We start from the raw sequence: 22353 nt of genomic DNA, 5'->3' as shown, positions 1-22353 counted from the left end.
ATCATTCCTCTCGGTACCGCTTGTACCCGGTGGCGCCTGCTATGTTCTCGCCGGTCGACTCGACGTTGCGCAGGAAGAGAATGATCCAAGTGAAGATGAGCATCGATGCCACGAGTTCAACGGCGGTGAGGTTGTAGATCCCGACTACAAAGAGCACCACGAGCCCGATGATGACGGCAACGAAAACAAACCCGAGCACGAGGAAGACCCGCGGCATGCTGGGGACGAGCCACGGAAGCGCGACTGTCAGCACCGCGAAGGCAACCATCATGCCCGTTGCCACGGTGTTATGAATGAGGAAGAACCGATCGACGGGGAACAACCCGACACATGAGAGCATCGCGCCAAGGAGCACGAAGAGCGCCCACACCATGCGTCGACGACGAACCTGAGACGAAGTGAAAAAAGGCAGGCCCTCAGTTGCAAGGCGAGCGATCGTCGTGATGATGACGCCCGACACGATCAATGTCAGGTTGAAAGTGAGCGACGAGATGTCGTGTGTGATTCCGAGCGCGGAGAGGTTCATTTGCCACCAAAGCGGGTCACTTGAACTCAACATTGCGGTGATCATTCCCACCGCAAGAAAGACCGCGAGCACCAGTGACAGATGCCGGGGAGACATGGCCGTCCCGCTGAGATAAGCGCAATAGGCACTCAGCGCCGTCATCGCGGCGACGATCGCAGCGGCAGGATCGGCATAGAGCGTCGCTCCGAGAAAGCTCTGCTGCATGACCGCGGCCAGCCCGATCGATCCGAAAAGCGCGATCACGCCATGAGCCAGCGACAATGCCACCAGATCGAACCATTGAAAACGTACTCTCGTGGCTCGACCAGCGCGAGACCGCAATCTAAGGCGCACCGCCAATCGCGACCCGGCGAAAGAGAGCGCCGCGGCAATCGCGGCGGCAATCGAAGCAAACTCCCCCACCGATTGATGGCCCGAGATGGGGAGTTCTCGACCCCAGAAACACAAGACGGCTATGAGCCCGCTCACCACGAACGCAGACACCGCAAGTATCAGTGCGAACGATTCGCTGTCGGATGTGCGCCAGCGCTGGCGCAGGGAGTTCGCCACGGCTCACCCGGTTTCTGCAGAGACTCGGGCAGCGGGTGCCCGGCGATCCCACTGCGGCAGCACAATGAGGGAGGCAAGGAGGAAGCAAATAGCCCCGATGAACGTCCCGTAGTTGGCCAACGATCCGTTGACGACGTTGCCGCTCGAGAGAATGTACGAGCCAACCGCCGAGATACCGAAAGCAACGCATCCGACGAAGTTGATCAATACCGACCACCACGCCCGTTTGGACGGCTCCCACAGCTGGGAAACGTGGGCGTAGGCCACGAAAGCGAGCACACCGCTCACGAGGAACCCCACTGAACCACCGGCATCCGGGTTCCAGACGAGGCGTTCCTGCGCCGAGACTGATTTGGCATAGAGCGCACTGGTTGTGCTGACGTTGAACAGCAGCGTGCCGAAGGACTGCGTTGCCGCTGCAAGCCACTCGGCCCGAACCATCCGCCCGGGAGCGTACGAGACCGGAACCGCCATCGCGCCGCTCAAAAACAGTTGGATGAGCCCTGCCGTCGTAAAGAACCATGCCCCGATGAAGAAAAGCAGATTCGACCCCGTACTGCCGAGAGCTTCGCTCAGGCCAGGGGCAGATCCCAGGGCAAAGAATGCAGAACCAATCATGAAGCCCCAGCACTGCTTCGCCACCGTCGGCACGAAGAAACGGTTGCGTGGATGTCCGATATTCGTTGCTGCCACGCTCATGCTCAGTGCTCCATCTCTCTCTTGGTACGACAACGACGCCATCGTGGGATAGGTCCGGGGAGGAAGCCTGATCGGTTTCCTCCCCGGAACACACTCAGATCAGTGGTGGAAGTGTGACCCGCTACCGGCCTCACGAGGAAGCGGAGTCTGTAGCGATTCGAGGAAGAGCACCTCTCCCTTGATGTCTGACAGCAGCGCTGTCGCGAGGTCGCGACTGAGTCCGAGCTTGACGACGATGCGCTGCAGAACCATGTCCGACATGTTGTCGGCCATGGGGTACGCCGGCACGAGCCACCCCTTCATCCGCAGGCGGTCGGCAAGGTCGTACAGGCTCCACTTGTCGGTGTACCCGGGCTTCAGCACCCAGGCGAAGACCGGAATCGTGTCCCCCTTGCTGATGAGGTCGAAGGGGCCGATCTTCGCGATCTCAGAGGACAGATAGGTGGCCACGTCGATCGAGTTCTGCTGGATCGCACGGTAGCCCTCACGGCCCAGACGCAGGAACTGGTAGTACTGCAACAGCACCTGCGCACCGGGACGCGAGAAGTTGAGCGCCAGGGTCGGCATGTCGCCCCCGAGGTAGCTCACGTGGAAAATCAGGCTCTCCGGCATCACTGCCTGGTTGCGCCAGACAACCCAGCCGACACCGGGGTAGACGAGACCGTACTTGTGACCGGACGTGCTGATCGAGTTCACTCGGTCAATACGGAAGTCCCAGTTGAGGTCGGGCTGGCAGAACGGTGCAACCATCGCACCTGATGCACCGTCGACGTGGATCTTGACGTCAAGACCGGTGCTCGCCTGAATCTCATCGAGCTTCTTGGCGATCGCTTCGACAGGCTCATAAGCGCCGGTGAAGGTCTGGCCGAGAATCGCGACAACACCGATGGTGTTTTCGTCTACGTACTTCTCGAGCTCGAACCCATCGAGCACCATGTGATCCGGAGTGACCGGCACATAGCGCGGCTCGATGTCCCAGTAGTTGCAGAACTTCTCCCAGACGACCTGCACGGCCGCCGACATGATGAGGTTCGGCTTCTCGGTGGATTTGCCTTCTGCTTTGCGCTTCTGCTGCCAGAGACGCTTCAATGCGAGGCCACCGAGCATGCAGGCCTCAGATGAACCGATCGTGGAGGTACCGATCGTGTCGGCCGTGTCCGGAACGTTCCAGAGCTCAGCGAGCATCCGCCAGCAACGATCCTCGATCGCCGCTGTCGCCGGGTACTCGTCCTTGTCGATCATGTTCTTGTCGGCAGCCTCGGCATAGATCTGCTTTGCCTTGTCGTCCATCCACGTGGTGACGAACGTGGCGAGATTCAACCGGGAGTTGCCGTCCAGGATCGCTTCGTCGTGCACGATCTGGTAAGCGGTCTCGGGCAGGCTCGAGTTCTCCGGCATCACGAACTTGTCGAACTCTGTTGCTTCGCCGGGTCGCACGAAAACAGGATTCAAGCTCGTCGTGGGATCGATGTTCGTCGTCTGACGAGCGTGGGAGGTGTTAGCAGTCACTTTTCGCTCCAAGGTTTGTATCGAGGATGGGGATGATGTCGGTATGGCTCGCCCCTCGCGGAATCGAGCTATACCTCCACGGGCGGATAGAGACGGTCCATGTTGTACTGCCTGTTACGACGGGCAGCCCAGGTCGAGACCGCGATGAAGGCGACTGTCAGCGCGATGATCACGGCGATCGAGGACCACAACCTGGAATCGACGCCGCCCACTACGAGCTGCCTGAGGCCGGTGACGGTGAACGTCATGGGGTCAAACAGGTGGATGTACTGGAACGGCACCGAGGTCACCGGCACGGGGTAGATGCCGCCGGCGGATGTCAGCATGATCATCAAGAACATCAGGGTGACAACACGTCCGACCGCGGGGCCGAACAGTGTGTTGAACATCTGAATCAGTGCCAAGAACATCGCCACCATCAGGACCATGAAGCCCAGGGTTCCGAGCGGATGGACCATCTTTAGACCCAGCGCGAAGTACAAGACGGTGAAGAGCAGAACCGCCTGCAGAGTTCCGACGAAGAACGTGGGCACGAACGAAGCGAGAACGACGCGGAATGATCCAAGTCCCTGGGCGAGCGGCCGTGCCTGCAACGGGGTGAAGAGCATCCACGCGATGAGAGAGCCGACGAACAATCCGAGGCCGATGAAGAAGGGAGCGAACCCGTAGGCGAATGTCTTCGCCTCGTTGTTTGTGATCTCCTTCAGCGCCACCGGGTCAGCAATCGCTTTAATGAAATTGCCCTGCTGTGTGCTGTCCCATGAGGGGATGAACTGCATACCCTCATTCACGGCTTCAGCGAGCTGATCCGTTCCTGCGGCGAGGAGCGGGGTGCCGGCGGCAAGTTCTGTTGCGCCGGCGCTGAGCTGAACCAGACCGGACGACAGCTGGTCTGCACCGGAGCGAAGCTGGCCTGCGGCCGACTGCACCTTCCCGAGATCACGCTGGATGCCACCGTCTTCAACAGAACGCAGAATCACGCTGACACGACTGTTCTGGTTATCGAGTTCAGCAGCGATGATGTCGACGTCTTGCTGGATCGCAGCGAAGGTACTCGTGAGATCTTGCGTGAGCCAGTTATCGGCAATGTAGTTGCGTACGTCAGCGAGACGGATGCCAATGTCCTGCTGGATCTCGTCGCCAGCTGCCAGCTCGTCAATGATGGCGTCGAGCCGAGCCACCGCTTCATCGCGCTTGTCTGCCACCGTGTTGAGGGCTTCAGCTGCTTGATTGGTGTTCGCGGTGATGCGCTGCACGACTTGGCGCAGTTCAGTGCCGGTGAGGCCTTGGCTATTGATGACCGTCTCCGCCTGGGAGACCGCACCGTTTACGGCGTTGTCTAGTTCGTCCAGTGCGTCGGCCAGCGTCGCTGAGCCGTCCTTAGCGGTGACCAGGTTCTCGGCCAGTTTCTGAGCACCATCGTTCGCGGTTTGCATGCCGGTGTTCAGCTCATCGACCTTCGCGGCGGCTTCACGGAGCTTCGGGATCGTGCCCTCAGCAACGCCCAACACCTTCTCGAAGATCTGCTCACCCACCTGGGCGCTGACCTGATTGATGACCTTTTCAGCGGCGTCCTGCCCGATAACGGTCGAGAGGTAGTTGTTCGCGTCGTTGTACGTGAAAATCAGAGTCGCCTGGTGAGCGCTGTCTGTGGCGGCCGAAGTCACCGACTCACTGAAGTTCTTAGGGACCGTGATGGTGAAGGCAAACCGGCCGTGAGCAAGACCGTCGACGCCCTCTTTCTCACTGACCTCATAGAGGTTGAGCTGCTTCGACTCGATCAGCCCCTTCACCACATCAACGCCGGCGTCCGTACGTTCACCGTCGACCGTGGCTCCCTCATCGACGTTGATGATCGCGACGGGAAGTTTGTCTACTTCACCGAACGGGTTCCAAAAGGCCCAAAGGTACAAAGCGCAGTACATCAACGGCATGATGATGATGACAATCAGTGCGAGACGCGGCATCCGTCCGCGGTAATACCGCTTGAAATCACTGCCGGGAGAAAATGCGGCAATCATCGGCTTAGGCCTTCCTGCTCGAGGATCGCGAATTCTTTGTCAGTCAGATTGGGAACCTCGACGAACTCGCGAACCCCGCTCTCTCGCACAACACCGTTTACGTCGGCAGTGATGACCGTCTGTTCTTTCCCGAGGGCAACCAAGCGATCAAGAACCGTGTGTGCACCCCGCACGCTGTGCAGCGTGTCGATACCACCGACGACCAGAAGTTCTGGCTTGCGAATATTCGCTACCGCGATGCGGAAGAGTGTCGCCGTCACTTCAGGAAGTTCCTCGACCATCGCGTTCATCGTCGGAAGCTTGTAATCGCCGAAAACCGGACGGCAAATACGTTCCAGATCTGCTTCGGTCGACTGCGGAACCCAGTTGTACCAGCGTGCAGCCCAACGAATTTGCTCGGTGACAATATCGTGCACGCGAATTGTTTGCGTGATGCCGTCGACCTCATCAATATTGGCGATGGCGGCGTTGTTGAAGAGGTTATGGTCTTTGTTGGTTTGGCCGAATGCGGTGAGAGACCCAACTGACGGTTTCATCCGACCGGCAAGGGTGAGCATCAACGACGTTCGTCCACGCCCACCCGCGCCGACCAGCACGGTCACACCACCCTTTTGCACCTTCAAATCGACCGGGCCATAAATGTGACCCCACGAGGCTTCTACACCGAGGCCTCGTGCATCGATGAGAATGTCGTTCGTCGTCGGTGCCGCATGTCGCGGTTGCGCGCCACGCACGGCGACGGATTCGGATGCATCCGAGTGCGATTCCATGTCTTCTCCTCTTTCAGAACGAACTTCTCCCGCGCGCATACGGCGGGCCGGACGGCCTACAGGTCGTTCTTTACAACGTGACCGTTCTTGACGATCACTTTGAAGTTCGCCTCCGGTTCTGCAATCAGAGAGAGGTCATTAATCGGGTTTCCATCGACCAGAATCATGTCTGCCCACGCACCCTCAGCGATGACGCCAAGTTTTCCGCCGCGATACGTGTTGCGTTCGCCGGAGAGCTCGAACAGTCCTGCGTTTCCGGAGGTGAGCATCTTGAGCGCTTCAACATTGCTGTAGAAGTCGCCCAGCCGCGCAGCCATCACGCTCTGGCGTGGGGCCGACTGCGGCTCAAGAAGCAGGTCAGTGCCCCACGCCGTCTTCACCCCGTATTTCTTCGCCCATTCGTATACCTGCTCGGTTCCGTGACAGATTTCAGTGTTCTTCCCCGCGCGAACGGGGTCGGGGTAGTGGTGATCGTCTTCAGCGAACGGCTGCATCGACAACCAGGTCTGGGATTCGCCGATGAGGCGAACGCTGGCTTCGTCCGCCAGGTGTCCGTGCTCAATCGACTTCACGCCCGCTTCGATGCCGCGGCGGATTCCGGCCGGCGTATAGACGTGCGTGGCAACGTAGGTGCCGTAATCACTCGCGGCGTCAACGGCCGCTTTGATCTCATCAGGGGTGTACTGCAGGGTGTTCAGCGGGTCATACATCGACGCTGCGCCACCACCAAGGGTCAGTTTGATCTGGGATGCGCCCATGCGCAGCTGCTCACGAACGGCAGCGAGGACGCGGGGAACACCATCGGCGACGCGCGTGAAGTGAATCTCCTCCGTGCGACTCGGCTTGCCACCGAATTCTTCCGGTACGTCGTAAACGAACGCAAAGTCGGCGTGACCGGACGTCTGCGAGATCATCGCCTGGCTGGGGAAGATGCGCGGACCTTCGAACGTGCCGCGGTCGATCAGCGCCTTCACCGGCGCAGTGTCACCGCCCATGTCTCGCACGGTCGTGAAACCACGCAACAGCATTCGCTTCGCCTCGGCGATCGTATTGCCGTATAGCGCACCGGTTGCGCCTTGAACGAAATCAAGCATGCTGTTCGAATTACCCATGAGGTGCACGTGGGCATCGCTCAGGCCGGGCATCAGGAATTTTCCCTTACCGTCGATCTCGATGGCGCCATCCGATGCGCCGCCTGCGACGGGGGAAGAAGTGAGGGCCACCACTCGGGGGCCCTCTATCAGGACATCAATATTGTCCTGAGTACGATCGCTCACGCCATCAAAAACACAGACGTTGCGAATAATCATTCTCTGCGGTGCATGGGTCGCTGGGGTCATGGTGGTGACCTTATTAGCCGTCGACAAGGCAGTGCAGACGAAGCTCTAAAAAATCGCCCTCTGCATCATCCGCCTATTCATCCCGGCTTCACCCTGGTTTCACCCTCTCGCGGACGAGAGTCAAATGTGGGTAGTGTCCGTTCCAAGATTCCGTTCGCGGAATCTCCCGTTATTCCCACTGACAGCGCGCAGAAAGAGTACGCATGACTAACCAGCAGCCTCCCGCGTCGGACACCACAGCCAACAAACGCGCCGCGAGTAACAGTAGGGCAATTATCGCAATCATCCTGGGAATCGCGGCACTTTCGTTCGTATTCTCCAACGTTGGTCCTGCCACGCTGCGCTTTCTTTTTCTTCAATTCACCATGCCTGCCTGGGGATGGTTCCTCGCTATTCTCATCACCGGTGTCGTGATTGGTTCTCTTTTTCCTTGGTTTCGACCACGAAAGAAGTAGCGAGTATGCGCCAGGCGCCATACGAGAGCTCATACGGGACATTTCCCAATTTGATTCGATCTGAACTGAACTTCCCGGAGGAAAAATGTGCACAAGAGTGGTGTGGACGGACGAAGTCGGCAACGTCATCGTCGGCCGGAACATGGACTATCACCGTGATCTCGGGACAAATCTCTGGACGCTTCCTCGGGGAGCCCAGCGCAACGATGGAGTGAACGGTAACCTCACCTGGGTTTCCCGCTATGGCAGCGTGGTTGCGACCGCATTCGACATGATCTCCGTGGACGGCCTGAATGAAGCAGGTCTCGGCGGCCACATTCTCTGGCTTGCTGAATCGACGTATGGCGAGCTCGACGAGACGAGGCCAGCGCTCAGCCAGGCGATCTGGCTGCAATACTTCCTGGACAATTTCGCTACCGTCGCCGAATCCGTTGCCTGGATCGAAGATCACGGCGTACAGGTCGTTCAGCTCACCGATCCTGCCAGTGGTGAAGTCCCCGCGATTCACCTCGCTCTCGACGATGCCACGGGCGATTCCGCCATCATCGAGTACATCGATGGCAAGGTCGAGGTCCACCACGACCGCGCGTACCGCGTCATGACGAACTCGCCGCGTTATGAAGAGCAAATCGCGCTACTCGCTGAGGTCGAAGGATTCGGCGGCGATCGCCCTCTACCTGGCACAACCCTTGCTTCTGACCGTTTTGCTCGCGCGGCCCACTACGTGGATCGACTTCCGCAGCCACGCACACAGGTGGAGGCGATTGCCTCGATGTTCAGTGTGATCCGTAATGCGGCGCAGCCATTCCGTCTGCCGGACCCGGGCAAGCCAGATGCCTCGCAGACCATCTGGCAGGTCGTCGTTGACCTCACCCGTAAGCGGTTCATCTTCGAATCAACCAGTCATCCCAACGTTGTCTGGGTCGATCTTGCCGACTTCGATTTCAGCGAAGGCTCACCGCAACTCATCCTCGAACTCAACGCGAAGCTGGCCATCGCGGATGGTATCGCCGGCAATGTGAGCAAAGAGTTCGAGCCCCTGCGGGAGCTTCATTTCCTCACGCTCACTGACATCAAGAACTTCGCCGCCGCACACGCGACAGATTCCGTATGACTAGTCGCGGGCTGCCCGGACACTTCGGTGCGCGGAGGCGGCTGTGAACTTTCATGATTCTGCCAAAGCTGAGCAGGAGTTGCTGCGTGCGATCGCCTCAGGAAACGCTGAGTCGATCGCACGCACCACGGTCGACAACATCTGGCCGCTGTTCAACTCGCACTTCGAGTTGCTGCGATCAGCCGTCGAATCGCTTCCGAACTCCGTATTGGATCGACGCCCGATTCTGCGAGCGCTGCATCCGATGACGCCGGTTCTTGCCAGGACGACGCGGCCATTCAAACCGCTCATGTCCCCGGACGAAGCGCGCATCATGACCCCCGACGAACTCGACGTGCTCACCCTCGTGCAGATCATCGCATTTCGAGCCAGCGGAGATGTCGCTGCGTCTTTGATCTACGCTCGGCGACTCGAAGATCGAATCGCTTTCACGAAGGGCAACTCGCGCGACAGAATCGATGGACCCCTTTGGTTCTACCACTACCAAATCGGATCAACGCTCCTCGCGGCCGGAGAATCGTCGCGAGCGTTACTTCAGTTCACGATCGCCCGAGAGCTCGGGCGCCTCTCTTTGCAAGAGGATGCTGAGCGGCTCGTGCTCGCGCGCACAGCGCTCGCCTACGCCGTGCGCGGTTCCCTCAGCGACGCCGAAGCCACCCTCGCGGAAGCCGCATTGCAGCCACAATCGACGATCGCACACCGCGAATCGAGTGTCACGGCCGAGCGAACAGCCGCTGCGCTCATCGGCGTCGAACGAATGGTGAGCAACGTCGACGAGCTCCTGTCCAATTTGGAGCCTTACGACAGCATCGCGATGAGCTGGCCGCTCGCTCTTCTCGTCCGAGCGCGGTCGCTCCTGGCCCGCCTTCGTCCTGACGAAGCGCTCGAAGCGGTCTGCCTGGCGCGGGATGCACATCCTCCACAGCACGGCTCATTCGCGTCCGACGTGATTTCTTCTGTATACCTCGAAGCGCTTTGGGGTGTAGGCGATGCGACAACAGCGCAGAACGTCATCGAAGCGCAGACGAAGCCGGGGATGCTCACCCTGTCGGCGATCGTGCGGGTCTCGCTCCACCAGTCCCGCACAGACCTCGCGAGCAGCGCGCTGCGCCGCCTCGAACAGAGTCGAAATCTCGGCCCTGGACAGCACGCGAACCTGCTGTTGCTCTCTGCCTGGCATGAGATGGTGCAGTCGGGGACACTCCACTCTGCGACGGTGCGCCAGATCTGGCGGCTCGGACTCAGGGAGGATAGCCGACGGCTGCTTGCGACAATGCCTGCGCAGCTCATCGAGCTCACCAGAGAGGGCTTGAGCGCCGATGAGGTTGCCGCGTTCGACCAAGCCACCGAGGGCCTCGCGCACGTCGACGTCCAGCGTCGCCCTGTGCTGACAGGCAGTGAACTTCGTGTACTCAATGCTCTACCCGTGCATGCGACCACGGCCGATATGGCCATGAGCTTTCATGTCTCACCCAACACGATCAAGTCTCAGCTGAGTTCGCTCTACCGAAAACTTGGTTGCTCGACCCGTGACGAAGCCGTCGCGATCGCGTCCCGTTTCCACCTCTTCGCCCACGCAGCAGAGTGAGCTCGATCATGTCCAGCCGCAAGACTGCCGTAGTCCCTCGACCAGGACTCGTCGATCGGGTGCGAGGCGCGCTCGTGGCTGTTCGACCACGCCTTCGCGATGATGCGGCGCCGCTTCCTGACGCTGGTGTCACCGAGATGCTTGGTCAGATCGGCGCGACGCTCCTGGCGTCATCCCAGGCCACCAACGATGTCGAAGCTACCCTCAACGATCTCGCCGAACAGTATGAGTGTCGGAATCTTCGCATTTTCGTGTTACCGACGCTCATTCTGATAGAGGACACCGGAACCACGCCATCGCAAACGGCGATCTTCCCCGCGGATCATGACGCACTTCGGCTTGACCAGTCCGCGGCGATGGAGCGGCTTGTGCGAGACGCCGGGGTTTCCCGAACGTTGCCAGAAACTGTCGTCGCCACAATCTCTCGGATTCGGTCTGAGCCACCGAGGTTCGGACCTGTCCTCAGTGTTGTGGGGTACATGCTGCTGACGGTGGGTTTCGGTATGGTCCTCAACCCGACGGTCACCGCACTGCCCGTCTATGTTGTGTTAGGCGCGCTCGTCGGAGTCATCGTGTTCATCGGCAGCCGGTCGCAAACGCTATCCCTCATACTTCCGGTGCTCACTGCTTTCAGCGTGACGCTGCTTATCTCTGTGCTTGTTCGACCGATCGTGCATGATGACGTCCTCCGACTCGTCGCCCCCTCCCTCGTCTCCTTCCTGCCAGGGCTGACGCTCACCATCGCGGCCGTCGAACTGACATCAGGACAGATGATGGCCGGCGCGAGCCGGCTGGTATATGGCATCGCTCGGCTGGGGCTGCTGGCATTCGGGGTGTACGTGGGAATCTCGGTCGGTGGCCAGCCACCGACATCAACGGGCACGGCCGAGCAACTGGGCGCATGGGCACCCTGGGTCGGAATTCTGCTGGTCAGCCTTGGCTACTACCTGTTTTCCGCCTCTCCCCGTGGTTCATTGGTCTGGATTCTCTACGCGCTCGTCGTCGCGTACTCGGCCCAGTTGCTCGGTAATCTCCTCCTCGGGGCTGAGCTTTCTGGACTCATCGGCGCAGTTATCGTCATCCCCGCCGTGTATCTTGCCGGGCGGCTCAAAGCTGCACCGTCAACGGCGATCATGCTCACCTGTGCGTACTGGCTGCTGGTTCCCGGTGCGATGGGATTCATCGGCCTCAGCGAAGCCGCAGCCGGTACCGCTGGTGCGACGACCACCCTTCTGCGCACCTTCGCATCTCTGTTTGCGATCGCGATCGGGATGATGTTGGGCGCCGGATTCAGCCGCGACTTCACGGCCATCTCTCGGGGCTGGCGATCTGCCTCACACAAAGACGAGGAAGAAAATTGACGGAACTACGCCCCCAGTCAATCTGGGCGAGAGCGAGCCATCCGCTCTCGACGGGCTTTCTCCTTACCCTCGGCGGTCTCGCGGCATTCGCCCTTGGGCTCGCTGTCACGCATCTGTCGACGGTGCTCATATCGATCGGATTCGCGTTGTTCCTCGCGCTGGGGCTCGATCCGATCGTGCGCTGGTTCGAGGCGCGCGGTCTCACTCGAGGGTGGGCGATCGCGCTCGTGTCCGCTCTCTTCGCCATTGCGATTGCAGTGGTGATCTTGCTGATCGTGCCGCCGCTGTTGCAACAGGTCTCTCAGCTCACGAAGAGCATCCCCAGCGCCATCAAGGACTTTCAAGCGTCGAGTGTGTACGCCTGGCTGGAGAACACGCTGGGTACAGATGCCAGCTCGATCGTGACTGATGTGAAGTCCTATCTCACCCAGCCGTCACATATGGCAACCATCGGTCTCGGAGTTGTTCATGCCGGGAGTTCGATTGCAACGGCCGTATCGGGATCGGTCATCGTCGTCGTCCTGAGCCTGTACTTCCTGGCATCGCTTACGACCATGAAGGCTTCGCTGAACCGCTTGATGCCTGCGCGCAACCGCGCAGTCGTTTCAGATATGGCGGATCAGATCGCGGAATCCGTCGGCGGGTATCTGATGGGGATGACGATACTTGCGTTGTGCAACTCACTCGTCGCCTTCGTGCTGCACCTCGTGCTGCAGCTGCCGTTCGCGATGCTTATGGCCGTTGTCGCGTTCTGCCTCACCCTGATTCCACTTGTCGGCTCGGTGCTGTACTGGGGGGTCGCTACGTCTCTCGCTCTGTTTTCAGGGTGGCTTCCTGCGCTCATCTTCGCCGCGGTGTACCTCGTGTACATGCAACTGGAGGCGTACGTTCTTACCCCGAAGGTCATGGGCCGTGCGATCTCTGTTCCCGGGGTTCTCGTTATCATCGGCGCACTCGTCGGCGGCACGCTATTGGGGCTCTTGGGTGCCTTGATCGCCATTCCCGTCACCGCATCGATACTTCTCATCATCAAGAAAGTGCTCATTCCCTGGCAAGACGTAAAGGTTGACCCGGGGTTAGCTGAGGGCTAGATGCACATCCGAAACCGATTCACCCCCACATTCTGGATGTTATGTATGGGATGGTGGACGCACCACGGATCTTTATTAGAGAGATCTATCTAAAAAATTGGAAAGATCTCTCTAAAGAGCGCGGCGAAAGAGCCGGTGTCGATACACGCACTCTTGACGAAAAGGGGGCCACTCAGGTGAACCCAAACGACGCGACTGCAGCGCACGCAGGGGTTGAGCGCGCTCTCAGCACGGGTGACCACGAACTCATCGCACAGAGCCTTCTGTTCCACGTCTGGCCATTGTTTAATACCAATTGGGACCTCATGCTGGCCGCGGTGAACTCGCTGCCCCGAGACGTCATTGAAAAGCATCCGCTGCTTTTCCTCAACCACCCCATGTTGCTCACTCTGTCCCGCACCGCCGACTGGTCGCTACCGGAGATTCGCCCCGAGGTGGCTCATGCGCTCAGCCCCGGTCAGCTCGATCTCATGATTCTCGGTCAGATGATTGTGCTTCGCATCAAGGGTGATGAGTCCAAAGCGCTGAATCATGCACGACAATTCGCCGATCGAATCATCGAAACGCGTGCCGATTCACGCGATCGCACCGATGGTCCCCTGTGGTTTTACCACCTGCAGATCGGATCTACTTTTCTGAGTGCCGGCGATACGTCCCAGGCACTCCTGAAATTCTCGAGCGCGACGCAGCTTGCCCGGATGTCGGCCCAGCCCGATGCGGAGCGACTCACACTGGGCCGCACTGCACTCGCGCATGCTGTTCGCGGGTCCCTGGGAAATGCAGACAGCGCGCTCGCGGCTGCATCCATACAGCCTCCCGCGTCGCCGGCACACGCGAAAGCTCATTTCGCAACGATGGCAGCCGCCAGCGCCCTCATCAGCGCCGATCGCATGACGGACGACCTCGATGACAAAATTGCCGCGCTCGAGCCGTATGACAGCAGCGAATTTACGTGGCCTTTCGCCCTCCTCGCGCGGGTGCGCTCTCTGCTGGCACAAAACCGCCCTCACGAAACTTTTGAGGCCTTGCAGCTCGCAAGTCAGCAACACCCACACCACGGATCATTCGCTTCCGATGTCATGACTTCTGCCACTGTTGAGGCGCTCACCGCAACCGAAGAATTTGCGAACGCACGAAAAGTCCTGAATCAATATGCTGACCGTGGTGGCTCGCTCACTCAACTTGCCGCGGTGAGGCTTGCGCTCTACACAGATGATTTCGACTCCGCCGCGCTGGGGATCCGCGCACTGATCACTGATCCCGACCTGGGTCTGGGGCAACGCGTTGAGTGCGCGCTCCTCGCAGCCTGGCTTCGGTGCGCTCGCGCTGGGGACGTCGATGAGTACGCCGCAGTGAAGGTTGCTCGATGGGGAATCAACCCCGATAATCGCCGAATCTTCGCGTCTGTTCCCAGCAAGTTCGTCGAGTGCGTCACCGAGCTTGTTCCCGCGCTGACGGCCGAGAGCTTGACGACAAACTTGTCCAACTTGCACCATGTCCATCTTCGATCGCGCCCGCAACTGACAGACAGCGAGCAGCGCGTTCTGAGAGCGATCACGATACATGGAACAACCACAGCGACGGCTCGAGCACTCCAGGTCTCACCGAACACGATCAAGTCGCAATTGCGCTCGCTATATCGAAAGCTTGAATGCTCCACCCGCCAGGAAGCGATCCAAATCGCTACCGACTTCCAGCCGAGCCTCATGAACACAAAGGTCCGCGCCTAGACGCTTTGGGTGCTTAGCGCAGGCGTCTCCTCCCGTCAGTCAACGAGCAGTGCCGGCTCTTCCAGGATGCTCGCAACGTCAGCGATGAAGCGGCTCATGCCATCCCCGTCAATCACGCGGTGATCGAAGGAACCGGCAACGGTGGTGACGAAACGGGGACGCACCTCACCGTCGACGACCCACGGCTTCTGGCTGATGGTGCCCATCGCCACGATGCCGGCTTCGCCGGGGTTGATGATCGGGGTTCCGGCATCCATACCGAAGACGCCGATGTTCGTGATCGTGATCGTGCCGCCCTGCTGATCGACCGGCGGCGTCTTGCCCTCGCGGGCCGTCAGCGTGAGTCGGTTGAGGGCGCGGGCGAGGTCCTTCATGCTGAGGTCCTGGGCATCCTTGATGTTCGGTACCAGAAGCCCGCGCGGCGTCGCGGCGGCGATGCCGAGGTTGACATAGTGGCGCACCGAGATCTCGGCACCGTCCTCGGTCTCGATCCACGCGGCGTTGACCATCGGGTTGCGACGCACGGCCCAGATCACGGCACGAGCAACGATCAGCAGCGGTGACACCTTGATGTCGGTGTAGTCCGGCGAAGACTTGAGCCGCTTGACCAGCTCCATCGTGCGAGTCGCGTCGACCTCTTTCCACACCGTGACGTGCGGCGCGCTGTACGCGCTCTGCACCATCGCGGAGGCGCTGACCTTGCGGACGCCCTTGACCGGAATCGACTCGGTGCGCGAAGCGTCAGAAGCGTCAGAAGCCGGTGCGGGAGCCACACCGCGGGCGAGGCCGACGGGCGCACTCTTCGGCGCGGGAACGGTCTCCTCACGCACAGTGCTCCACTCGGGAGTCTCGATGTTGCGGAAGACGCTGGCCTGCGAGGCGTGCCCCACGACATCGTCGCGTGTGACCTCGCCGTCGGCACCGGTCGGGGTGACAGCTGACAGATCGACGCCCAGGTCGCGTGCGAGCTTGCGGATCGGCGGCTTCGCGATCACGCCGACCGATGAGCGCACCGAGCGCACCGCCGGACGGGTGCGGCGCGAGGTCGCGCCCGCTCCCGTTCCGTAGCCGACCAGAACTGATCCTCCGGCCTCCTCTGCGGCAGAGGCTGCGGGCGCCGCCGGGGCGACAGCTGCGGCATCCGATACGAAGCTGATGATCGGCGCGCCGACCTCGACCGTCGCCCCCTCGCTCACGAGCAGCTCGCCGACAACGCCGGCGTACGGCGAGGGCAGCTCGACGAGCGACTTGGCCGTCTCGATCTCGACGATGACGTCGTTGATCGCGACCGCATCGCCAGGCGCGACCTTCCACGTGACGATCTCAGCTTCGGTCAGGCCCTCGCCGACGTCCGGGAGGGTGAAGTTCTGGGTGCTCATCCGGTGTCCTTTCGGAACAACTCAGTAGGCCATCGACCTGTCGACGGCCTCAAGGATGCGGTCGGCATCCGGAAGGAAGGTGCCTTCCAGCTTGGCGGGCGGGAACGGCGCGTCGTAGCCCGACACCCGCAGCACGGGTGCCTCCAGGGCGTAGAACGCGCGCTCCATCACGGTCGCGGCGATCTCGCTGCCGAGACTGTTGAAGCCAGGGGCTTCTTGGGCGTAGATCATGCGGCCGGTCTTACGGGCCGAATCGAGGATCGGTCCGTAGTCGACCGGTGACAGCGAGCGTACGTCAACGACCTCGCAGCTCGTCCCCTCACCCTCGGCGAGCGCGGCCGCCTGCAGCAGCACCGTCACCATCGCGCCGTGGCCGACCAGGGTCACGTCGGTGCCGGAGCGCACCACCCGCGATGCGTGCAGGGCCGCCGTGGACTGTTCGATCTCGACTTCACCCTTGTGCCAGTAGCGGCTCTTCGGCTCGAGGAAGATGATCGGGTCGTTCGATCGGATCGCTTCCTGGATCATCCAGTACGCGTCGTTCGCGGTCGACGGCGACACCACACGGAGGCCGGGAGTGTGCGCGAAGTACGTCTCCGGGCTCTCCTGGTGGTGCTCAACTGCGCCGATGTGTCCGCCGTAGGGAATGCGGATCACGATCGGCATGGAGATCGTGCCCTCGTGCCGGTTGGTCATCTTCGCCAGCTGCGTAGTGATCTGGTCGAACGCCGGGAACACGAAGCCGTCGAACTGAATCTCACACACCGGGCGGAACCCGGCCATCGCCAGACCGATCGCGGTGCCGACGATGCCGGACTCCGCAAGCGGAGTGTCGAGCACACGGCTTTCACCGAAGTCGCGCTGCAGGTGCTCAGTGATGCGGAAGACGCCGCCGAGCTTGCCGATGTCCTCACCCATGAGCAGGACACGCGGGTCGTCTTGCATCGCCTTGCGCAGGCCGGCGTTGAGTGCCTTGCTGAATGGCATGGTTTCGAGCGTCATGCGTGAGCGCCTCCGTTCTGCGTCGGCTGCTCAAAAGACGCCTCGTATTGTTCGCGCCAGGCGCGCTGCTCATCCATCAGCGGATGCGGCTCGCTGTAGACGTGGTCGAAGATCAGGTTTGCCGTGGGCGATTCCAGCGCCAGAGTGCGCACGCGAAGGTCTTCTGCCGCGTCGGATGCCTCGGCATCCACGTCCTCGAAGAAGGATGCGCTCGCACCCTTACCCGCAAGGAAGGCCCGCATGCGCGTGATCGGGTCGCGCTTCTCCCACGACTGCTCTTCCTCGCTGGTGCGGTATTTGGTCGGATCGTCGCTCGTGGTGTGCGCACCGAGCCGATAAGTCTCCGCCTCGATCGCGCGCGGACCTTTCCCGCTACGCGCCTCATCGAGAGCGACTCGGGAGACGGCGTAGCTGGCGAGCACATCGTTGCCGTCGACGTGGATGCTCTCGATGCCGTAGCCCGCGCTGCGCTTCACGAACGGCACGCGCGTCTGCGTGGCGACAGGAACCGAGATCGCCCACTGGTTGTTCTGCAGGAAGAAGACGGTCGGGGCCTGGTAGCTGGCAGCGAACACCATCGCCTCGTGAACGTCACCCTGGCTGGAAGCGCCGTCGCCGTAGTAGACGATCACGGCCTCATCGCGCTCCGCGTCGCCGGTACCGGTCTTGCCGTCGAAGGTGAGGCCCATGGCGTAGCCCGTGGCGTGCAGGGTCTGCGATCCGAGCACCAGCGTGTACAGGCGAGTGTTTCCGTTGACCGACTCGGTCGGATCCCAGCCACCGTGCGAGACACCGCGCATCAGCTTGATGATGCTGAGCGTGTCGACACCACGGATGCGGGTGACGGCGTGCTCTCGATAGGAAGGGAAGAGCGTGTCCTGTGCGCGGGCGGCGCGGGCGGATCCCACCTGGGCCGCTTCCTGACCGCGGCTCGGTGGCCACAGCGCCAACTGGCCCTGACGTTGCAGGTTGGTGGCCTGATTGTCGATGGCGCGGATGACGACCATGTCGCGATAGAACTGCTCAAGCTCTGCATCGCTGATCGCATCGATCAACGGCAGGTACTGTTCGGCGGCAGCACTGGGCGCAAAACGGCCGTCCGCTTCCAGGACGCGGACGATATCGGTCTCTGACGAGGTCACCGTTCCACGCTAGTCGAGCATGCCCATGGATTACTGGAGACGCTCCACAACGGATTGAGCAACCTGTAGGATCTTCTCCACCGATTCATGCTCTCCAACGGATATACGGATGCCATCGCCCGAGAACGGCCGAACGATGATGTCGGCCTCGACGAAGGCGGCGGCGATCTCGTCCGTCCGCTCTCCTGCGGGCAGCCACACGAAGTTGGCGTGGCTGTCAGGCACCGCCCATCCCTGCGCACGAAGTGCTGCCACCAGCGTCGTGCGGCGTTCAACCAGTACTGCCACGCGCTGCATGAGCTCGGCTTCAGCATCCAGGCTCGCGATCGCGGCGATCTCCGCGGCCGAGGTGACGGACAGCGGGATGCCGGTGGCCCTCGCCGCGTCGAGCACCTTCGCCTGGCCGATCGCGTAACCGACTCGCAGTCCTGCCAGGCCGTAGGCCTTGGAGAAGGTGCGCAGCACGACCACGTTCGGGTGTTTCTCGTACACGCGCTCGGCCAGACCATCGACGGCATCGGCGGCAGTCACGAATTCGGTGTATGCCTCATCGAGAATGATCAGCACATCAGCCGGAACACGGTTGACGAACGTCTCGAACTCCGCGCTGGTGATGATCGGACCGGTGGGATTGTTCGGTGTGCAGAGCAGGATGGCGCGGGTGTTGTCGGTAACGGCATCCGCCATCGCATCGAGGTCATGGCGCGCGTCGGCCGTTAGCGGGATCGGAACCCCGGTGGCGCCAGCGACGAGCGGCAGGCCGGGGTAGGCCTCGAAGGAGCGCCAGGCATAGATGACCTCATCGCCGACGGACGCGGCGGCCTGCACCAGCTGGTAGAGGATCGCGACGCTGCCGCTGGCAATGTGCACTTGATCGGTGGCGACGCCGTAGCGCGCCCCCAGGCGCTCGCGCAGTCGGGCTGCCGTGGCATCTGGATAGCGGTTGATCGCAGTGGTGTGAGCGAGCGCTTCCAGAACGGACGGCAGCGGATCGAAGGGGTTTTCGTTGCTGGAGAGCTTGAACGCGTCGGGGCCCGCCTGCTTGCCTTGTCGGTACGGCGCGAGTGCCGCGATCTCGGGACGGATGCGGGGAAGGATGGGCTCGGTCACGAAGATGAGTCTACGAGCGTGCGGCAGTTCACGCGGCGTTCTCCGCAATCATGCGGGTGATGAGGGCGACCATAAGTTCCTTCTCTTTCGGGTCGCTCATCGCGACCAGCAGAGTGATCGCGGCGAGCGCGTTGTTGTTGATGATCGCACCGCCCGCGCGCTCGAGAATCTCGTTGCGGCTGAGGAACGTCACGAAGAGAGCCGCACCGCTGCGCTTATTCCCGTCGGAGAGCGGATGGTCTTTGACAACGAGATAGAGCAGGTTGGCGGCCTTCTCTTCCACCCCCGGATAGAGGGCTTCGCCGGCGAAGCCCTAATAGATAGGCGACACCGGCGACCAGCTGATCAGTCGATCGAGCGAGGACCTTCACGATCGAACCCAGTTCGTCTAGTCGACGCTGGTTGAGCGCTGCCCCCTCGGCCAGATAGCGCTGCAAGACGTCGGTCGCCCAACGCCGAAAATGTACGCCTTCGGCGGACTTCACTCGATACCCCACCGACAGGATCATGTCGAGGTTGTAGTGCTCTACCTGGTAGATCTTGCCGTCTGCGGCAGTTGTCGCAAATTTTGCGACAACTGCCATGCCTTCAAGTTCTTCACCTCGCGCATTGCTCACGTGCTTACCGATGGTCTTGACGTCACGACCGAACAGCGTGGCGAGTTGCTGACGCGTCAACCACACCGTCGCGTCGTCCGCGAGCACGTCAAGGGTCGTCTCACCATCAGGGGTTGTGTAAAGGACGACCTGCGCGGACTGGTCGGAATGCATGTTCATATCATCCTCGGTTCATCGTTGTTCTCCTGGTGCCTTCCCGACCGAAGGCGATCGCTCTGTTCCTTCAACACGGTAGCCACAGCCACCGACACCGGTGACACCCCGCCCCCATCGTGCGAGACTGAATCCACTATGCGCTTCATCATTCGTGTCATCGTCAACGCATTCGCCCTGTGGGTGGTGACGCTGATTTCCGTTCTGCAAGTGTCCGTCACCGCCTTCGCACCCGGCGAGACCCTGCAGCTGGTGTTGACGTTCCTGGCTGTCGGCGCGATCTTCGCCCTCGTGAACACGATCATCGGCACCATCGTGAAGATCGTCGCGTTCCCGCTGTACATCCTCACCCTCGGCCTCATCGGCCTGATCATCAACGGATTCTTGCTGTGGCTGACCGCGGCGATCACCTCCGGCTTCGGGTGGGGCCTGACTGTGGGCGACTTTTGGTGGGGCGTGCTCGCGGCCATCATCATCTCGATCATCAACGCCGTGTTCGGCGCGATCCTTCGCCCGCAGAAGAAGAAGCGCCGCGACTGACCCCGCGCCGCACCAACCCGGCGCCCCGTTCACTCGCGTTCCGCCTCGTATTCGGTTGCCTCGATCGACACGGCCTCGTTGAGCTCGCGCCAGTTCTCCTCGATCGCGTGCAGCCGCACATCACCCGACGCATCGACCATTTCCGCCGTCTCGATGTAGGTGTCGAGGTAATGAGTCTTGAGAAGAAGGTCGTGCGGTCGATACTCCGGGTCACCCACTCGACTGGCGACGAAGCTGTCCGGCGACCCACTGCCCCCAGGTGCACCGCCGCCGGCGAGCGAGCTGACAACATCGTCGGTGTGACGCAGTTCGATCAGTAGCTGATCCTCGTTCAACGTTGGATGCACCGGACTGCCCGCTGTCACCTGCACCTTCACGTCGTACTCGCTCTGCGATGACAGGTAGGCCGCATTGATTGCCGCCTGTGAGTGCGCGTAGATGTCGACACGATCTCCCGGCTGCGCACCGGCTGCTTTCAGCACGTCGAGTGTCGCCTGATACGAGGCCGACTCCTGGCCGGTGTACAGCTCGAGATTCGACTTCATGTCCAGTGGCTCTCCCAACCCGTACCAGGGCGAGCCGGTGCCCTTCGCGTAGAGCACGAAACGATGCGAGCCGTCGGGCATCGTGTAATTCTCGACCTTGAACTGCGCTCCCTTCGTATCGGGGAACCGTCGGAAGGCTTCGGCGAGGCTCGTCGGCGGCGCAATCGGGGAGCTGGTCTTCACTGGTGCAACCGATACTGCGTCGCCGTGTCCGGAAAGGGTGTCCCCCGAACGGATGGCTCCGAGTCGACGCGTGCCGATGCCCGCTGCGAGAAGGAACAGCCACGATGCATCGAAGACGCCCGGAATCTGAAGCTGCTGCTCAGCCAGACCCTCGTACCTGCCGTCCTTCCAACCGGCAAGAAGCCAGGTCTCCATCTCCGTGACACGCGGATCGGACGCTTCAAGCTCAGCGATCCGCGCGGAGAGCGCATCGGCTGCTGCTCCGTCCGCAATGGCGAGAGCCGCCAACTCCGCCCTGGTCTCGACCAACTCGTAGACGTCGGCCATCAGGAACGTGTTCTGCGCCGCGCTCTGGCATTCCTGACTCATCGCGTCGGCCCGGTCGCCGCTGGCCCACAGCGCCCCCATGTCGACACGGCCGATGATGCCCGGCACGCCCAAGACGTGATTGTAGGTTCGACGGATCGCCGCACCTGCGAGCGCGAACGTGGGAGCAATGGCGAGCAATGCGCTCGCCACCGATCGCAGCGCTTCCGGGTCAACCGCGATCGCGCCGCCGTGAGTGATGTCGACAGATCCGCTCATGGCGTCGCCCTCAACTTGATCTCCCAGAGTCTCGTACCCAGCTCACCGATTTCGATGGCCGTGCGAGTCTTCAGCTCGACGATGAGATCGTGCAGGGCACGGACTCCATATGCCTGCCATTCGCTCTCGTAGATGAGTGGGTTCAGCGCGGCTCCGGCGTCTTCAAGAACGCTGATCGCCTCTTCCACCGCAGTGAACGCCCGGACCCACTCCAAGGTGGTTCCGGTGAGCTCAACCGCGACGGGGCTTTCGATATTGAACATGCGCCAAGGATGCCTGGCACGCGCTGCCGCCCGGATGCCGAAACCCATAAACCGTGCAGAGTCCACGCTGCGGAAGGTTTG

Annotated in this window: 21 protein-coding genes; 7 read left to right on the top strand and 14 right to left on the bottom strand. The window is 61.2% G+C overall.

The genetic code is table 11. The features are described from left to right. Position 1 precedes the first annotated feature (1 nt). The 6 genes from ACSU1G_RS25165 to ACSU1G_RS25140 form a co-directional block, all read right to left on the bottom strand. Complete coding sequence (locus ACSU1G_RS25165; RefSeq protein ID WP_439282780.1) at positions 2–1075, bottom strand: hypothetical protein; 1074 nt, start codon at positions 1073–1075, stop codon at positions 2–4. Between the two features lie 3 nt (positions 1076–1078). Further along, positions 1079–1774 carry a hypothetical protein gene (locus ACSU1G_RS25160; RefSeq protein ID WP_439282779.1) on the bottom strand — a complete coding sequence of 232 codons (696 nt, stop codon included), beginning with the start codon at positions 1772–1774 and terminating at the stop codon, positions 1079–1081. 99 nt (positions 1775–1873) lie between these two features. Then, positions 1874–3283, bottom strand: coding sequence for a glutamate decarboxylase (locus tag ACSU1G_RS25155; protein ID WP_439282777.1), 1410 nt, complete (start codon positions 3281–3283; stop codon positions 1874–1876). A 68-nt stretch (positions 3284–3351) separates the two neighbouring features. Continuing rightward, the gene (locus ACSU1G_RS25150; RefSeq protein WP_439282775.1) at positions 3352–5304 is read right to left on the bottom strand and encodes a YhgE/Pip family protein; all 1953 of its coding nucleotides are present in this window, start codon (positions 5302–5304) and stop codon (positions 3352–3354) included. Further along, on the bottom strand, positions 5301–6074 hold the full coding sequence (locus tag ACSU1G_RS25145) for an ATP-binding cassette domain-containing protein (RefSeq protein WP_439282773.1): 774 nt from the start codon (positions 6072–6074) through the stop codon (positions 5301–5303). The genes ACSU1G_RS25150 and ACSU1G_RS25145 overlap by 4 nt, the downstream gene beginning before the upstream one ends. Positions 6075–6130: 56 nt before the next feature. Continuing rightward, positions 6131–7414 (bottom strand): amidohydrolase family protein, encoded by a 1284-nt coding sequence (locus ACSU1G_RS25140; protein WP_439282771.1) that lies wholly within the window; start codon positions 7412–7414, stop codon positions 6131–6133. A 203-nt stretch (positions 7415–7617) separates the two neighbouring features. Between ACSU1G_RS25140 and ACSU1G_RS25135 the strand changes: the two genes are divergently transcribed. From ACSU1G_RS25135 to ACSU1G_RS25110, 6 genes are all read left to right on the top strand, one after another. After that, a complete protein-coding gene (locus ACSU1G_RS25135; protein ID WP_439282769.1) occupies positions 7618–7869 on the top strand; it encodes a LapA family protein in 252 nt (83 codons plus the stop codon). Positions 7870–7966: 97 nt separating this feature from the next. After that, positions 7967–8983: a linear amide C-N hydrolase gene (locus ACSU1G_RS25130; protein WP_439282767.1), complete on the top strand. Its 1017-nt coding sequence runs from the start codon at positions 7967–7969 to the stop codon at positions 8981–8983. A 244-nt stretch (positions 8984–9227) separates the two neighbouring features. After that, positions 9228–10571 (top strand): helix-turn-helix transcriptional regulator, encoded by a 1344-nt coding sequence (locus ACSU1G_RS25125; protein ID WP_439282765.1) that lies wholly within the window; start codon positions 9228–9230, stop codon positions 10569–10571. A gap of 8 nt (positions 10572–10579) precedes the next feature. Beyond that, complete coding sequence (locus ACSU1G_RS25120) at positions 10580–11932, top strand: threonine/serine ThrE exporter family protein (protein WP_439282764.1); 1353 nt, start codon at positions 10580–10582, stop codon at positions 11930–11932. After that, a complete protein-coding gene (locus ACSU1G_RS25115) occupies positions 11929–13023 on the top strand; it encodes an AI-2E family transporter (RefSeq protein WP_439282763.1) in 1095 nt (364 codons plus the stop codon). Before ACSU1G_RS25120 ends, ACSU1G_RS25115 begins: the two co-directional genes overlap by 4 nt. Positions 13024–13073: 50 nt before the next feature. Next, positions 13074–14753 carry a helix-turn-helix transcriptional regulator gene (locus tag ACSU1G_RS25110; protein ID WP_439282762.1) on the top strand — a complete coding sequence of 560 codons (1680 nt, stop codon included), beginning with the start codon at positions 13074–13076 and terminating at the stop codon, positions 14751–14753. A 35-nt stretch (positions 14754–14788) separates the two neighbouring features. Here ACSU1G_RS25110 and ACSU1G_RS25105 read toward each other — a convergent pair whose 3' ends face one another. Genes ACSU1G_RS25105 through ACSU1G_RS25080 form a run of 6 tightly spaced genes read right to left on the bottom strand, consistent with a single transcriptional unit; the run spans position 14789 to position 20162 of the window. After that, positions 14789–16132 (bottom strand): dihydrolipoamide acetyltransferase family protein, encoded by a 1344-nt coding sequence (locus ACSU1G_RS25105; protein WP_439282761.1) that lies wholly within the window; start codon positions 16130–16132, stop codon positions 14789–14791. Positions 16133–16153: 21 nt separating this feature from the next. After that, positions 16154–17134: an alpha-ketoacid dehydrogenase subunit beta gene (locus ACSU1G_RS25100; protein WP_439282760.1), complete on the bottom strand. Its 981-nt coding sequence runs from the start codon at positions 17132–17134 to the stop codon at positions 16154–16156. Beyond that, positions 17131–18276 carry a thiamine pyrophosphate-dependent dehydrogenase E1 component subunit alpha gene (locus ACSU1G_RS25095; protein WP_439282759.1) on the bottom strand — a complete coding sequence of 382 codons (1146 nt, stop codon included), beginning with the start codon at positions 18274–18276 and terminating at the stop codon, positions 17131–17133. Before ACSU1G_RS25095 ends, ACSU1G_RS25100 begins: the two co-directional genes overlap by 4 nt. 30 nt (positions 18277–18306) lie before the next feature. Further along, complete coding sequence (locus tag ACSU1G_RS25090; RefSeq protein WP_439282758.1) at positions 18307–19386, bottom strand: histidinol-phosphate transaminase; 1080 nt, start codon at positions 19384–19386, stop codon at positions 18307–18309. A gap of 28 nt (positions 19387–19414) precedes the next feature. Beyond that, positions 19415–19669 carry a Fic family protein gene (locus ACSU1G_RS25085; RefSeq protein ID WP_439282757.1) on the bottom strand — a complete coding sequence of 85 codons (255 nt, stop codon included), beginning with the start codon at positions 19667–19669 and terminating at the stop codon, positions 19415–19417. Beyond that, positions 19602–20162: a virulence RhuM family protein gene (locus tag ACSU1G_RS25080; RefSeq protein ID WP_439282756.1), complete on the bottom strand. Its 561-nt coding sequence runs from the start codon at positions 20160–20162 to the stop codon at positions 19602–19604. The genes ACSU1G_RS25085 and ACSU1G_RS25080 overlap by 68 nt, the downstream gene beginning before the upstream one ends. Positions 20163–20294: 132 nt before the next feature. On the opposite strand from ACSU1G_RS25080, the gene ACSU1G_RS25075 reads away from it, so the two are divergent. Continuing rightward, positions 20295–20696, top strand: a complete 402-nt coding sequence (locus tag ACSU1G_RS25075; RefSeq protein WP_439282755.1) for a phage holin family protein — start codon at positions 20295–20297, stop codon at positions 20694–20696. A gap of 29 nt (positions 20697–20725) precedes the next feature. Here the strand turns inward: ACSU1G_RS25075 and ACSU1G_RS25070 are convergent, their stop codons facing one another. Both ACSU1G_RS25070 and ACSU1G_RS25065 read right to left on the bottom strand, forming a co-directional pair. Beyond that, entirely contained in the window at positions 20726–22009 is a 1284-nt protein-coding gene (locus ACSU1G_RS25070; protein ID WP_439282754.1) for a hypothetical protein, read from the bottom strand. Next, positions 22006–22272 (bottom strand): hypothetical protein, encoded by a 267-nt coding sequence (locus ACSU1G_RS25065; protein WP_439282753.1) that lies wholly within the window; start codon positions 22270–22272, stop codon positions 22006–22008. Before ACSU1G_RS25065 ends, ACSU1G_RS25070 begins: the two co-directional genes overlap by 4 nt. Positions 22273–22353: the final 81 nt, after the last annotated feature.

The organism is Microbacterium sp. A93, assembly GCF_051842835.1.
The sequence above is the reverse complement of the archived record's forward strand: the minus strand, read 5'-3'. Positions and strand labels throughout refer to the sequence as shown.